The organism is Aquimarina sp. AD1, from assembly GCF_003443695.1.
Lineage (GTDB): Bacteria > Bacteroidota > Bacteroidia > Flavobacteriales > Flavobacteriaceae > Aquimarina > Aquimarina latercula.
The window spans coordinates 368,770-384,330 of record NZ_CP031966.1; the positions used below are offsets into that span (position 1 = coordinate 368,770).

Consider the following 15,561-nt stretch of genomic DNA (forward strand, 5'->3'; position numbering starts at 1 on the left):
TTAGTTTTTAATTATCCTTTTTTATAGTTCTATTTTTGAAGTTCCTTTAACTGTTTTTCTAATTCGATTATTTTATTTTCAAGTTGTTTTACACGAGGTTGAAATTCTTCGGTTGTGAATCTTTGTTCTATATGTTGAGGACAATTGATATCCCACGCGTTAACTTTAATTTTTATTATACGTTCTACTTCGGCGGTATAATTTTCATCAAGTACCTGTTGTAAAAGTGGGTTATTTGGTTCGTGAGTAACAATTTCTCCCCAAATTTTTATTCTCATCCTGTTAGGGTAATCCATTAAAAAAAGATGAACTTTAGTGTTAGTGTCAAAATTACCAACTGATATGTACTGCCTGTTTCCAGAATAATCAGCAAATGCTAAGTGTTTTTTATCTAATATTTTAAGGAATCCTTTAGGTCCACCTCGATGTTGAATATAAGGTTGCCCATTAGCATTTACAGAAGCCATATAAAATGAATCTCTTAAACTGATAAAAGATCTAAGACTATCATTTATCTCATCCTGCCAATCACGACGTTCTGCCATTTTTTGATAAGTTTTTCTGGACCCCATTTCTTCCTGTCGCTTTTTTACCTCTGCACTAAACGCTATATCACTAACAAAATTCTTACTCATATCTAAATTTTAAATCACCTTAATAGTCTATGTATTTTATAATAGCTTTCATAATTTTAATAAAACTTACCAAAACTTTATATTATAATAATGATGTATAAAAGCTTATTATAATTTACTTTGTATAAGCTTAATTATCTTTGTTTATATGCTCAACACAAGACTCTTGTTATACGTTTTTATTTTTTTTGTCGCTAATGGGATAGCACAAAATTCTTTTATTTTTCAAAATAAATCTATCAAACCAGGAACTAAAGAAAATTTCAAAATACCTGTAGTTAGTGATAAGGATAGTACCTATATTCCTGTTACTATATTTCATGGATTAAAATCAGGGCCTGTTTTAGGAATCACAGCGGGAGTTCATGGCTATGAATATCCACCTATTCTTGCAGCTCAACAATTGAATCAAAAAATAAACCCAACAAAATTATCAGGTACGATTATCTTAGTGCAAATAGCTAATGTACCAGCTTTTTTAGGTAGAAGCCCATTTTTAAATCCATTGGATAATAAGAATTTAAATCGTTCTTTTCCTGGCGATGCTAATGGATCTATAACCGAACGCATGGCAGATGTACTTACCAAAGAAGTAATCGCAAGATCTAATTTCTTTGTTGATATACATGCTGGGGATGCACCAGAAGATTTACGTTCTTATAATGCATGGTATCAGAGCGAAGCGCTCCCACAAGTTTCTAGAAAAGGAAAAGAAATGGCTTTAGCAATGGGTTTTGATTATACTATCATTTTTAATATTAAAAAGGAACGACTCCAGACACCTAGTTTGTATTGTTCACAAGAAGCATTTCATCGTAAAATACCTTCGGTTGATATTGAGTGTGGTAAATTGGGGATTCCTGATAAAATGGAAACGAATAGAATTGTTGATGGAATGTTTTCGTTATTAGTTCATCTTAACATGATGAGCTCTAGCTCTAATGACGAATCTGTTTCAACAAAACCAATAATCGTAGCGAAGCGATTTACAATTAAAAGTCTATCAACTGGACTTTTTTATTCTGATAAAAAAGCAGGGGACTTTATTAAAAAAGGAGAACCAGTTGGATACATAACTGATTTTTTTGGCAATACATTAGAAAATATTAAAGCATCACAAAATGGAATGATCCTTTATATGATTGGTACTCCTCCTATTAATAAAGGTGAAACTATTATGAATGTTGGTATGATACCAACAATGTAAAGAGACACAAAGCTTACTATTCGAATTATAAACGTCTTATTCTTGGTATTGAAATCAAAATCATAAATATGGATGCAATTACAATTGGAATCATACTTCTTACAGGTGATATCTTAGTGTTTGTTTCATAATATTCTGGAGTAAATTGTTTCCAATCGATAGTCTCTGCTTGTTGTTTTTCAAATATTTTTGGATAAAAAAACAATCTTAGTTTTTCATGATACGCATCAGTAGCTTCTAGATAATCCATTTGTTGACTCATACTTGTCCCAGATAATCGATTAAAAACTAGTTGTATATGCATATTCGGAATTATTGATGCAATTTGATTACTGGTTTGTTCACGTAGCTTTATCTTTTCATTTAAAGCTTCTTGTTGATTTTTAGAGTCATCATCTCCCATTTGTTGCATGGCGTAATACCATAACCAGTTAAACCCATCTGTAGGATATCCATATCTTTTAAATTGAGGATAGTGTTCATAAAACTTCTCTATAGTTGCTAATTTATCGGTATCCCATTTAACGTGATACCCATCTCTCTGTGCTATAGCTGTGCTTAATGCTTCTGGGACCGGATATTTCGTTGATACATATGCATTAATGCCAGCAGGTAAAAGAATGATTAGTACTAGCCAAACTGATAAAAGTAATAAGGCATTAAAACCAGAAGATTTCTTGAAAATAATGATAAAAAAAGTAAGCGTAAACCAAAATAGGATATATAACATTGATAGCCCTAACATCCAAAATAAGTTACGGTCAAAAGTTAGATTAAGCACTAGTTTTGCTATGAAAAAAAGAACGATTAGTGCAGCATATAATAATAGCATTCGGATTAAAAGCTTTAATATAATGAACCCTAATTTAGATCTCGCTTGTATGGTTACTAATCGCCAAGTACCAGTTTCTGTTTCTTCAGAAAGAACATTAAAAGATAGCACAATGACTAATAATGGAAATAAATAAATGATTACAAATGATAGATCGAGATTACCGGATTGTAAATTCATTGGGTTTACCAAATCAGTATCATATTTTTGAGCTTCAAAAGTCTTAATAGTAATTCGCTTTACAGTAGGATTCACATCTGACTGACCAATGGATAGTCCAGCTAATGGGTTTAAGTTGTTTATATAGGCGAATTTTGCATAATATAGTAATAACCCTAAGTCTTCATTATGCAGCGCTACTTGTCGATCAAAATGTTGTGCTTGATATGATTTTACTTCTGCTATTGCATCTTGTTGTCTCTCCAGATGTTTATTGCCAATAACAATACTAATTATACCTAAAAGTGTAATAAGCAATAAACTTATCCGGACCTCTTTAGATCTGATACATTGCTGTAAAAATAACTTTAACGTTGTCATATAGCTTTTGCTTTTTTTGATGTGAATAACAATAACCAGAAGACAAATAACATCCATAATGTTATGGAGATCAATGTAAGAGAAGCTTCTTTAATTGATTTAGAAAAAATCATTGGTTGGTGTCTAAAATCTTTAAATTCTGACCAATGTTCATGATCAACTACATGTTTTTTTCCTTCAGATCCACTTTCTTTTTTTGGACTTATATATTCCATTTGTAATTCATTCATAGTTTGAGCTAACTGATAACGATACGTATCGGCTTGATCTTGAAAATCAATATAAGATGAAAAATCTGTTCCTGACATTATCATGGATAATTGTTTGATAGCAGTAAAAGGATTGATAAATGATGAAAACTGGGTTACATCATTTTGACTGTTATAAATAGAGATCAATTTTTTATAATGCTTTCGATACAAATTAGCCGTTATTTTTTCTCCCTCTCTCATAACAAAACCTGAGTAGTTAAAAGGCAAATCTGTTACTTTTTTAACATTATGAACACTTAAAACAGAGTCCCTTAGATTATTATAATGTGGATCATTAGGATTGTGACTATCACCTTTTTTAACAACTTCTTTTTCAATAGCAGATTGAAATGCTAATTTGCTAGGAGTAGGAAACCAATAATTACCCATAGCTTGTGCAGATTTTGGTAATAACACCACTAATAGTAACCAAATACCTAATAACCTAAGTAAAGCACCTTTTGAAGTATGGGTGCTTGCAGAAACAATGATGGTTAAGGTTGATATAATAAATAGAAAAGCTAAATAGCCAAAGCTTATGAATAATAACCGTAGCCAAAGAAAATCATTAGCACCTTGTTGTCCATAAATCAAAAGGGCAATAATTACTGTCAAAAAAACGGGAATAAAATACAACATAGAAATAGCAAAAAGTCCGAGAGATTTTCCGAATAAGATCTCTTTCCAGGTAGCTCCTTGGGACAATAACATTTTTAGCGTTCCATTCTGGCGATCTTTTGCAACACTAGAGAATCCTAAAAAAAACAAGACCAACGGAAGTACTAGCTGTAATAATAATGATAAGCTTAATTCTCCGAATCGCAGCATACCTGTAGAAAAAGTAGCTTCAGAAAAGTTTACGCTATTTTGTCGATGGGCTTCTAAAAAAACTGTATTCCCAGTAAAACTTTCTAACCCATGATCAAATATTCCTAAGGAAGCATTTATTCTAAAAGCAAAAGTTCCAAAATGAGCCATTCGGTGTGGATGCTTATCTGGGTTAGCCTCCCAACTCTGTCTAGCTTTGACTTGATGATCTAATCGAATTTCATTCTGTGTAATATGATTTTTCACACCACTAACAGCGGCATAGCACGTTAATACTATAAAAATGGAATACAATAGATAGAAACTCTTGGGAGTTGTTGCATTATGCCAAAAGTTTAATACGAATAACTTAATATTAACCCATTTCATATGTTCGCTTTTATTGTTTGTCAATGGTGATATAAAACCGATATGATTGATCCAATCATATCGGTTTCATTCTTTAAAATGTATACGTTGCATTTAACAAAATATTTCTTGGAGCACCTGGTCCTAGTCTAGAAGGGTTAAGACCACCTAACCAATAAGTATCATTAAATAGGTTGTTTACTTTTAGGCTTAACTGCATATTGATGTAACTAGGCTTGTAATATACAGCTGCATCAAATATTGTGTATTCTGGTAATAATACTCTATTGGTATCGTATGTAGGATTGTACCACGTAAATCTTTCGTCTACATATTGTGCACCTAAACCAACTCCAATTCCTTTTAAAAATGAAATTGAATTAAAATCGTATCTCCCCCAAAAATTTGCATTATGTTTTGGAGCCCCACCGATTCGAGCTCCTATAAATTCTGCGATAGCATCTTCTTCAATTGTAGCATCTGTATAAGAATAAGAAGCTGTTAATTGTAAATTTGGTAGTATATAACCTGATATATCTGCTTCAAAACCTCTACTTCTTTGTTCTCCTCTTGTTGTTAAATTATCTAAATCGTAGGTGTCTCCTAGCAAGATGTTTTTTTGAGTAACATTAAAAATTGCGAAGTTGGCAAAGATTTTTCCATTTAAAAATTCTCCTTTAGCACCTACTTCTATTAGACTACTTTCTAATGGATCGAATCTACTTGGTGAGGCTGCCCAGAAAAAACCTTCTGCAGTTGGAGATAATGATACTGTATTCGTATGTGGTTGAAATCCTTCTAAATATGTTGTATACGCACTAATATCATCTGTAATTTCATAAGTTACACCAAGTCTAGGTACAAAAGCACTAGTTTTAAATTCTTCTTCATCATTTTTGTAATCAAAAATGTCTGTAAACCACTCATACCTTAAGTTTACTAATGCTGATAATTTTCCAATTTTGAATTGGTTTTGAATATAGATACCGTTTGAAGTGTTTAAATTTGCAGGAATTGTTAATTCAGCAAGATTGTAACTATTTGTATTTCTGGCTCCATTAAAAGGGTTTTCTAAATTAAAATGTGGAACAGCTGGTACAGGCATAGTTACACCATCTACAACCATTTGTTGAAAATTACCAGGGTTAGTTGGGTCATAATTAGCCTGACCTCCATCAACTGTTAGATATCTTCTTGCGCGAAGGAATCCAGCTCCAATTTTTCTTTCCCATCTCGTAGCATCGTATCCAACCAATAATTTATTGGTAATATTATTTTTTTTGATGTCATAATTAAAATAGGCACTAAAGTTATCTGTTTCCCAAAATTGTTGTCTTTTGTCATATCGCATTCTAGCAAGTGTAGGAATCACATTTCCATCAATATCAACGGCTGTACCATCAACTCTATGCTCAGCTAAATCTTCATCCCAAGTTTGTTTCATGAACTGTGCATTAAAGCCAAAGTCTTCAGTAAACTTTTGACTAAAATTAGCCATGAATATGAGTTCTTTAGTTTTATAGTGATCGTTTGATGCACCTACGTTTCTTGTGATTGGTGTGCTATTCAAATCAAACTCGCCATTAATTGCACCAAAAATTGGCTGACCTCTGTCTAAATTACCCTCGGCGTTATTGTAAATCATTTCAACATTAAGTGAGGTCTTATCGTTAGGAATATAACTTAAAGAAGGAGTGATTAAAATAGCATTGTTATTTACAACATCTCTAAAAGAATCTGCTTCTTGAAAAGCCGCATTAAAACGATATAATAAAGTTTTAGATTCGTTCAATGGTCCTGTGAAATCAGCTGTCGCTCTTAAAGTTCCAAAACTCCCTGTTGTTAAACTTACTGAATTTCTTTTTTCAGTCAATGGTTTTTTAGTTACCATATTTACAGTTCCACCAGGATCTGCACTAGAAAAAGTTACTGAAGAAGGCCCTTTGATAACCTCTACACGCTCAAGGTGAGATGTTATAGGTTGTAAAAAGTAATATTGACGTGTACGCATTCCATTAAGCATTTGTCCGTCATCAGCTTGAGTTATACCTCTAATGTTATAATGATTATATAATCCCGTCGCTGATACACTACTTACTGTTTTGACAGCATCTGGTAATTGAAATGCTAGACGATCATCAATAAGTTCTTTAGTTACTGTAGCTACCGATTGAGGCAATTCTTTATTTTTAATAGCTATTTTGGTAGCAGAAAAGGAATAATCACTATTGTAATCTTTTCTTACACGACCGACAACTTCGACAGTCTGTAATTGCTCAGTACCTGCTTCTAATTGAATAGTTCCTACGTCAAATGTAGAATCATCACCTATTTCGATACTTTTCTTATAGGATTGAAATCCTAAATATCTCACTTCTAGGTTGTAGTTGCCAGAAGGAGCATCTATTTCAAATTGTCCAGATCTATTAGTTAGTTTTCCAAAATTATTTTCAGAATTCTCTAATAAAATGGTAGCTCCGACTATTGGAGTATTTTCGGCGTCGACGATGGTTCCTGTTACTTTTACTTGTGCAAATGTGGCACAACCAAATAGTATAAATAAAAGGGTGGGTAATAATCTAAAAAGTTTCATTGTGTGTTAATTGATTTGTTTTACGTTTAGATAGTTTTTAAGTATAAATCTTGTAGTTGAGTTGCGGTTATAGAGTCGGTATTGGAAGTATGTACAAGTTGTCCCTCTTTCATAATTCCAATTTTTGTTCCTACATTGACTGCGTTAAAAATGTCATGAGTAGCCATAAAAATAGCCTTGCCGTCATTGCTTAATTCTTTACAAATTTTGGTAAACTCAAGTGTGGCTTTGGGGTCCAAACCTGAGATGGGTTCATCCATGAAGATGTAATCCGCATTTTTAGAAAGTGCAATGGCAATACCAACTTTCTGTCTCATCCCTTTGGAGTAGGAGGATAGCTTGTTTTGATGTGCGTTTTCTTGTAGTCCTGCTTTTGATAAAAAGTCAGAAAGCTGTTTGTTTGAGTATTTAAAACCCGCCAATCTACTGAAGAAGTTTAAATTTTCAGTACCAGATAGATTACCGTATAATTGCACAACTTCAGGGATGTATGCAATCATGTTAGTGGTTTTGTTATTATTGGGTGTAACGGTAACTCCATTAATTAAAGCTTCGCCACTAGTAGATTCAATTAGGCCTAAAAATAAATTAATAGTAGTTGTTTTTCCGGCACCGTTTTGACCTAGTAAACAAAATATTTCTCCTTTATCAACTGATAAATTTAATTGGCTAAGTGCTTGATGTTTACCATATGTTTTGGTGAGATTTATTGCTTTAAGCATATGAGTTTTTTTTAATTGAGAGTTAAGCCCTTTTTGTTCCTTAATCAAATTATACAATTGATCAAAAAACATATAGTTTATACTGTAAAAGAGTATTTAAAGCAACTATGTTGCAAACTTAATTATAATATTTGTTTTTGCAACACTGTTGCGTTAATATTATGTTAATGGATTTTAAAATTCTGTGGTATTAGCACAAATATTATTTGATTCATTTTTGGAAATAGATTGGTATATTTATAAAGAATATGTAGAGCATATTGTCTATTTACTGCGATACTCTTTTTTATTTTACTAGGGTCTTAGTTTTATTTTTTAAGACTAGTTTGGATAACTTTTTCTAATAATGAAGATTCACTTCCCGGTCCTACAGTAAGAAGTTTTGGACCTGTGATAGGTATGCCGTTAAATGGTCGAATAAAAACTTGACCATCTGGATTACGTTCAAAATAAGTATACTTTTTTTCGTCTCCAATTTTTGTGCAACCTTTTACCCTTAGTATACTTTTTGGTAATGCATTGCAGATAGTATATATGCAATCTAAGTTGGGCAGATCTGGCAGATCTGTGGAGCAAGAAGACCAATGCGCTTTTTGATGATCAAGTTTTTGAGCGATGTTTTTAGAAGGCAAAAGTTCACGAAGCAGTGTGGCATCAATTTCATCCATTGTTAAAATTTTGGCGAATCGGTTGAGTGCTTTTAATTCTTTCCTAACAAGAGTTTGTCTATTTTTAGTTGTTTTTTCAAGATGAGTTAGGATAATCAATGAAGACACTTGTACTTGATTTGCTTCTAGCTCATCATATTCTCCTCTTTTTTGCCAATTTTTTACATCAACAACGGATATCTGGATAGGGGGTAAGAATCTATCGTTAAGTCCAACACCTAAGAACTCCATTAGCGCACATGCATCAGAAGTGCCATTGGCTTCGATTAAAGTAACTCCATTAGTACGTACTGGAATTCGGTTTACATGATCTCTTAATTCATTAATACCACTACAGCAAATACAACTACCTGTAAGGGCTCTTATCCATTTAGGATCAATTTTATCGATAAGCTGAAGTGCATCGAGATTTGCATTTTCATAATCATTTAGAACAATAAAAGGGTTCCAATTATTCTTGATATAGCTTGTTACCAAATGCTTCAAAAGTGTCGTTTTTCCAGCTCCCAAAAAACCAACAATTGTAATTATAGCTTCCATGTTTTAATAAAAAAGTAAAATTTTATATGGTTAAAGAAGATTAATAAAGGAGTAAAATACCACTGGATTAGACGGGGATTATATTTCCGAATAACAATACAACACTTTTAATACTAATCCATCTTTTAAATAAAAGAAGGTTATCCGCCATGTAACTCCATGTTAGGTAAATCATTAAGCTCTTTTACATAAAAGTCAAAAAAGCTTTTGGTTTGTGCAAAAAACTCTTTTCTAAATTCAGATATTCGGTGATCAGCTCCTTCAAATAAAATATAACGAACTGGATGTTTATATTCATACAACTTGTTCAATAACTCTAGTGATTCTGTTGCCGGAACACGCCAGTCAGCGCTACCTTGCATTATTAACATTGGAGTTGTTTTACACATTTTATCAGCCCAAAATACTGCCGACCGTGCTTTGAGTTCTTTTTCTTTATTTTCATAATAATTAGGAATAACCTTGGCATATACATGCTCTTCAAAATCGGGTCTATGTACGAGATGTTCGAAAGCATTAGCAGCACCCGCAAGGACAACGGCAGCTTTGAATTGACATGTCTTTTTAAGTGAAAGATATGTCATCATACCTCCTCTGCTAGCACCTTCTATTCCAATTCTCGATGTATCGGCATTATCAATTTCTCCTAAAGTATTAACAAGACTTAGTACATCATTTACGTCCTTTCCGCCTCTTTCTTCTTGTCCTTCACCACCATCATTACCTCGGTATTGACTTGCCACGACTACATATCCCCAACTAGCAAGTTTTCCTAAAAAGAAACCCACTCCAGTCTCATTCCATTTCCCGAATTCACCTGTACCTCCGCGATTTGAAATGATACAAGGGAAACTACCTTTCTGAACTGGTTTAACGATAAAACCTTTAACTTTAAGAGAGTCTGATAGATATGTAATTCGAAAAAATTCAATGTTTTTAAGTGCTTTAATCATGGCTGAATCAGCCTTGTGGATTTTGGCAATTATAGAATCACTTAAAATTAACCTTTCCTTTTCTATAATTTTCCCATTTTGGGAAAAAGAAACAAAACACTTAAAAATAGTGAAAAGCAAAAGTAATGTTAGTTTATATCTCATTATTGGTTTTTACTTAATGATTTCTAACATTTAAATACTTTCAAAAGGTTTGTTTATAACATCAAAGAATTCTTTTCTAGTATCCGGTTCAATAAACTTTCCTCTATATTCGATGGTAGTCGTAAAACTGCTTTTATCTTTAATTCCTCTTGAGGAAACACAAAGATGTTTAGCTTGTATTACTACAATCACATCCTCAGTTCCTAGAGTTTCTTGTAAGTCTTTTAAAATTTGTAAGCATAATCTTTCTTGTACTTGGGGACGATGGGCATAATAATCTACCAATCTATTGATTTTTGATAGCCCGATTACCTTTTCTTTAGGAATGTATCCCACATGTGCGGTACCAACAATTGGTAAAAAGTGATGTTCACAAGAAGAATCAATATTGATGTTTTGCTCAACCAACATTTTCTGATATCCATATTTATTTTCAAAAATGGAAGTCTTAGGGCGGTTCTTTGGATTTAGACCGTAAAAAAGTTCTTTTACATACATTTTCGCAAACCTGTAAGGAGTTCCAGAGAGACTGTCATCGGTTAGATCAAGTCCTAACTCTTTCATGATTTCAGCAAAATGATGTTGTATGTTTTTAATTTTGTCTTCATCAGATGTGTCAAAAGCATTTGCCCGTAAAGGAGTTTCTGTTGAATTGGAAATATGCGCATCTCCAATTAATTCTATTTCGTTTTGATTCTTAGTGCTCATTATGCATTAATTTGTGCAGCATTTTTCATCTTTACAACGGCAGTACTTCTTATTATAAAAATGTAATCCTACTAATATTAAAGATACTACGTAAATAACTTCTTCAGGAAGCGGTATAATTGATAGTTTTTCATTCATTATAATAAATAACAACATCGTCCAAGCTGACCAAAAAGCATATTTTATTCTATGGTTTGTGGTGGTTTTAGTGGTTTGACGAATTGCGATAAATGAAAGCCCTAAAAAAATAATATCCAGTGATTTCCACCATAAAGAATGTCCATCTTGAAATAAGGTGGAGCCGGTATTGGCTAGAAATAAAAAAGGAGTTGCTAAGCAGTGTGCTAAACATAAGCTACTGGCTATAATACCTAAGGTATCGGAGTTGCTGCGTATTTGTAAAATATTCAAAGTAAAAGTGTATATATTTTAATGAGGGCAAAGATAGTGTATAATTTACAAACGCAACTTTGTTGCGTTAATAATATTTATTTATTTTTGACAAAACTTTTTTATGATCCGAACGACATCGTTAAGGTTTGCATATAAGAACACAAAAACTAATACTTTTTATTTTCCAGACATAGATTTATCATTTGAACAAAATGCTTTGATTTTGGGAGACTCAGGTATTGGTAAAACTACGTTGTTACATATCATGGCTGGTCTTTTAGTTCCAAAAAAAGGAAATGTATTTATTGGTAATACTTGTGTGCAACAACTTACAAGAAATCAATTAAATAATTTCAGAGGTAAGCATATAGGAATAATTTTTCAAAGAGCATATTTTATTAAGTCTTTAAGTTTATTAGAGAACATTAAAATTCGTGAGAAACTGTCTAAAAAAACAATAGATCAAGAAAGGAGAATAGGATTAATAGAGAAATTAGATTTAATGAATGTTAGGAATAAGAAAGTTCAAGAATTAAGCGAGGGTCAAAGACAACGACTTTCCATTGCTCTTGGGATTATACATAAACCAAAGGTAATCTTAGCAGATGAACCTACTTCTAATTTAGATGATAAGAATTGTGAGAGGGTCATCTCCTTATTAAAAAAAGAGGCTCAGATTTGCAAAAGTAATTTGGTCATTATCACCCATGATCAAAGAGTTAAACCACATTTTGATAAACATATAATCCTCTAAATTTGTTATACTTAGCGTTTAAAAATCTCATTTCAAAACCTCTTAATACAATGCTTAGCGTTTTGCTATTAACGTTAAGTATTTTGTTAGCTACTTTTGTTTTACAAATAAGCAAACAGCTTAATCATCATCTAGAGAAAAATAGTAAACCATTTGATATGGTAGTTGGGGCAAAAGGAAGTCCTTTGCAACTTGTATTATCGACTATCTTTCACATAGATAACCCAACTGGAAATATATCTCTAGATGAAGCTTTAAGGATAAGTAAAAATCCTATGATAAAGGAAGCTATACCTGTTTCTTATGGTGATAATTATAAAGGTTATAAGATTTTAGGAACTTCTAGTCAGTATTTACTTAAATATAATGCTACCTGTAAAGAAGGGAAACTAAACACGAAAAATTTTGAAGCGGTATTGGGTAGTAAAGTAGCTAGTAACTTAAACCTTAGCGTTGGAAGTACTTTTGTTAGTTCTCATGGGTTGATACAAAATGAAATTGATATTCATGATGATAAACCTTTTGTAGTTAGTGGAATTTTAGTGTCTACAGGAACAGTAGTGGATGATCTTATTATAACAAATCTTGAAAGTATTTGGGAAGTTCATGAGCATCCATCAGATGAAGAACACATCGAAGGTGAGGAACATACAGAGCACGAGGAAGAGCATAAAGAAATTACAGCTTTATTATTAAATTTCAGAAACCCTATTGGGGCCTTGCAACTTTCTAGATCTATCAATAAAAATAGCTCATTACAGGCAGCACTTCCAAAATTAGAGATTGACCGATTATTGAGATTTTTAGGTGTTGGTTTTCAGGCAATTAATGGAATTGCCATAGCAATACTACTTGTAGCAGGGTTAAGTATTTTTACTAACCTAATAAAGACTGTTAGAGAAAGAAAACATGAATTAGCTTTATTAAGAACATATGGAGCAACGAACTTTCAATTGCTGAAATTAGTTTTTTACGAGGCACTTTCTTTATCCATCATTGGATGCATTTTAGGATGGATTTTAGGTAGAGGAAGTGTTTTGCTATTTGCAACCTTAGCTTCGGAGGTATATCAGTATCAATTGGAGATAAGTATACCTGATACAGAAGAGTTTTTTATATTCACTCTAGTACTTTTTACCACAATACTTGCTACAATTTTTGCTTCTTATTCTTTATTTAAATTAAATATTTCTAAAATTTTAGCCGATGCGTAAAGTATTTTTATTTCTGGTCTTCAGTATCCCACTTCATCTTATGGCTCAGCAAAAATTGTTATGGGATGATTTTACAGATGTTAGTTTTCAAGATATTTATAATGTACATTATGATGATTATTTTTTGAAACCAACATTTGGGCCTAAAATAAAGTCTTATGAAGGATCCAAAATTAGTATCAGGGGTTATTTTTTAGATTTTTCTTATAAAGAAGAGTTTTTTATGGTTTCTAGAAATCCAATGTCATCTTGTTTTTTCTGCGGGGGAGCTGGTCCTGAAACTATTGTAGAAGTGATTTTTAAAAATAAACCTGGCTATAAAACAGACCAAATAATAGAAGTAACGGGAATACTAGAATTAAATGCGGATGATGTTGATCACTGTAATTATATATTGAAAAAAGCAACCGCTAGATTGATACAGTAAAATAGAATTAAAATTATACATTAGCTGCTAGAGAAAGGATTAATCAAGTTTTATAATACATGGATAAAATAATAGATCATAATTACCTGCGAAAAAATATGATTGATAAGAGTTTCTTATTGCTTACATTCATATTGGTTTTCTCATCTTGTAAGAAAAAAGAACATCTTATAAAAGTAGAAGGAGTGAGAATTGAAATAAATGATACTACTCTGGATAATTCAGATGTGGAGGCTTTTATAAAACCTTATAAAGAACATGTAAATAAGACTTTGGATAGTACCTTGGCGTATGCTCCAGAAACTTACTCTAAAAGAGATGGAAACCTTAATACAGCTATTGGTAATTTAATGGCCGATATCGTATTAGAACAAGCCAATCCTTTTTTTATCTCAAAAACTAAAAGTGCCATTGATATGGTATTATTAAATCAAGGAGGAATACGAGCACCAATTCCAAAAGGTAATGTTACCGCACGTACTGCCTATCAGGTGATGCCATTTGAGAATAGTATCATAGTTGTGGAAATGAATGGCGCCCATATTAAAGAATTGATTTCCTATTTACAAAAATCTAGAAAAGCACATCCTATTTCTGGATTAAAATTGACCGTTGATGAAGATTTTAATATCGTGAAAGCTTTGATTAATGATATGGAAATTAACGAAGACAAGGTTTATTTCGTAGCAACTAATGATTATCTGTATCATGGTGGTAGTGAGATGTATTTTTTTAAAAAAGCGGGCAAGGCTCATAAGTTGAATTATAAAATTAGGAATGCAATGATTGACTACTTTAAAAAAGTAGATACAATTGCACCGAAAATTGACGATAGATTTTTACAAACCAACTAATTAAATAAAGCGATGAAACGAAGAGAATTTGTAAAACATTCTGCATTAACGGCTGGCTTGTTAACAGTTGGAGGTGTAGGTTTATCTTCTTTTTCTGCGAGTAACGCGAAAAAGATAACCATCTTACACACAAACGATGTACATAGTCATATAGATCCTTTTGGGCCAAATGATGGTAGAAATTCTAATAAAGGAGGAGTGGCCCGAAGAGCTACAATTATCGAAAATATAAGAAAAGAGAACCCTAATACTTTGTTATTAGACGCAGGTGATATTTTTCAGGGAACTCCTTATTTTAATTTTTACGGAGGTGAGCTAGAATTTAAGTTGATGAGTATGCTTAAATACGATGTAGTAACTATAGGGAATCATGATTTTGATAATGGGATTGAAGGATTGCATGCACAATTGCCTTATGCAAAATTTAATTTTGTGTCCGCTAACTATGATTTTACTAATACAGTTATGGATACGTTCGTAAAGCCTTATAAAATAATAATAAAGGATTCTATTAAGATTGGAATATTTGGTTTAGGAATAGAGTTAGAAGGACTTGTAATGAAAGATTTATATAAGGAGACTAACTATCTTAATCCAATAGAGATTGCTCAGGACATGAGTGCTGTATTAAAAAACGAAGAAAAGTGTGATTTGGTTATATGTTTATCTCATTTAGGATATGATTATAAAAACGAGCCAAATAAAGTGAGTGATTTAAGCCTAGCGGCAGCTACAGAAAACATTGATCTAATTATAGGTGGACATACGCATACCTTTCTAAAAGAACCAACAGTAGTAAAAAATAGAAAAGATAAAAATGTGCTGGTAAATCAGGTTGGGTGTTACGGTCTGTACCTAGGTAGGATAGATTTTTATTTTGATAGCCAAAAAAATAAAACTTCAGACGGAACTGCTATGGTTGTATAAAATTCTAATAATATATAGAGTAT

Annotated in this window: 15 protein-coding genes; 6 read left to right on the top strand and 9 right to left on the bottom strand. The window is 32.2% G+C overall.

Going from position 1 to position 15,561, the window contains the following annotated elements:
- Positions 1–29 precede the first annotated feature (29 nt).
- Entirely contained in the window at positions 30–635 is a 606-nt protein-coding gene (locus D1815_RS01670) for a pyridoxamine 5'-phosphate oxidase family protein (RefSeq protein ID WP_027391906.1), read from the bottom strand.
- 148 nt (positions 636–783) lie between these two features.
- On the opposite strand from D1815_RS01670, the gene D1815_RS01675 reads away from it, so the two are divergent.
- Positions 784–1,842: a succinylglutamate desuccinylase/aspartoacylase family protein gene (locus tag D1815_RS01675; RefSeq protein ID WP_118385680.1), complete on the top strand. Its 1,059-nt coding sequence runs from the start codon at positions 784–786 to the stop codon at positions 1,840–1,842.
- 25 nt (positions 1,843–1,867) lie between these two features.
- Here D1815_RS01675 and D1815_RS01680 read toward each other — a convergent pair whose 3' ends face one another.
- The 8 genes from D1815_RS01680 to D1815_RS01715 form a co-directional block, all read right to left on the bottom strand.
- Entirely contained in the window at positions 1,868–3,214 is a 1,347-nt protein-coding gene (locus D1815_RS01680) for a DUF3526 domain-containing protein (protein WP_118385681.1), read from the bottom strand.
- Positions 3,211–4,662 carry a DUF3526 domain-containing protein gene (locus D1815_RS01685; protein WP_118385682.1) on the bottom strand — a complete coding sequence of 484 codons (1,452 nt, stop codon included), beginning with the start codon at positions 4,660–4,662 and terminating at the stop codon, positions 3,211–3,213. Before D1815_RS01685 ends, D1815_RS01680 begins: the two co-directional genes overlap by 4 nt.
- Positions 4,663–4,735: 73 nt before the next feature.
- Positions 4,736–7,234, bottom strand: a complete 2,499-nt coding sequence (locus D1815_RS01690) for a TonB-dependent receptor (protein WP_027391903.1) — start codon at positions 7,232–7,234, stop codon at positions 4,736–4,738.
- A 26-nt stretch (positions 7,235–7,260) separates the two neighbouring features.
- Positions 7,261–7,956: an ABC transporter ATP-binding protein gene (locus tag D1815_RS01695; RefSeq protein WP_027391902.1), complete on the bottom strand. Its 696-nt coding sequence runs from the start codon at positions 7,954–7,956 to the stop codon at positions 7,261–7,263.
- 308 nt (positions 7,957–8,264) lie between these two features.
- On the bottom strand, positions 8,265–9,164 hold the full coding sequence (locus tag D1815_RS01700) for a GTP-binding protein (RefSeq protein ID WP_118385683.1): 900 nt from the start codon (positions 9,162–9,164) through the stop codon (positions 8,265–8,267).
- Between the two features lie 140 nt (positions 9,165–9,304).
- Positions 9,305–10,261 carry a S9 family peptidase gene (locus tag D1815_RS01705; protein ID WP_118385684.1) on the bottom strand — a complete coding sequence of 319 codons (957 nt, stop codon included), beginning with the start codon at positions 10,259–10,261 and terminating at the stop codon, positions 9,305–9,307.
- A 30-nt stretch (positions 10,262–10,291) separates the two neighbouring features.
- On the bottom strand, positions 10,292–10,969 hold the full coding sequence (folE, locus tag D1815_RS01710; RefSeq protein ID WP_027391900.1) for a GTP cyclohydrolase I FolE: 678 nt from the start codon (positions 10,967–10,969) through the stop codon (positions 10,292–10,294).
- A 6-nt stretch (positions 10,970–10,975) separates the two neighbouring features.
- Entirely contained in the window at positions 10,976–11,380 is a 405-nt protein-coding gene (locus D1815_RS01715) for a MerC domain-containing protein (RefSeq protein ID WP_233557601.1), read from the bottom strand.
- A 103-nt stretch (positions 11,381–11,483) separates the two neighbouring features.
- Between D1815_RS01715 and D1815_RS01720 the strand changes: the two genes are divergently transcribed.
- Genes D1815_RS01720 through D1815_RS01740 form a run of 5 tightly spaced genes read left to right on the top strand, consistent with a single transcriptional unit; the run spans position 11,484 to position 15,538 of the window.
- Positions 11,484–12,116, top strand: coding sequence for an ABC transporter ATP-binding protein (locus D1815_RS01720; RefSeq protein ID WP_118385685.1), 633 nt, complete (start codon positions 11,484–11,486; stop codon positions 12,114–12,116).
- A 50-nt stretch (positions 12,117–12,166) separates the two neighbouring features.
- Positions 12,167–13,330 carry an ABC transporter permease gene (locus tag D1815_RS01725; protein ID WP_118385686.1) on the top strand — a complete coding sequence of 388 codons (1,164 nt, stop codon included), beginning with the start codon at positions 12,167–12,169 and terminating at the stop codon, positions 13,328–13,330.
- Entirely contained in the window at positions 13,323–13,757 is a 435-nt protein-coding gene (locus tag D1815_RS01730) for a hypothetical protein (protein WP_118385687.1), read from the top strand. The genes D1815_RS01725 and D1815_RS01730 overlap by 8 nt, the downstream gene beginning before the upstream one ends.
- A gap of 59 nt (positions 13,758–13,816) precedes the next feature.
- A complete protein-coding gene (locus tag D1815_RS01735; protein WP_240337538.1) occupies positions 13,817–14,611 on the top strand; it encodes a 5'-nucleotidase C-terminal domain-containing protein in 795 nt (264 codons plus the stop codon).
- 12 nt (positions 14,612–14,623) lie between these two features.
- Positions 14,624–15,538 (top strand): bifunctional UDP-sugar hydrolase/5'-nucleotidase, encoded by a 915-nt coding sequence (locus tag D1815_RS01740; protein ID WP_118385688.1) that lies wholly within the window; start codon positions 14,624–14,626, stop codon positions 15,536–15,538.
- The last annotated feature ends 23 nt before the right edge of the window (positions 15,539–15,561 follow it).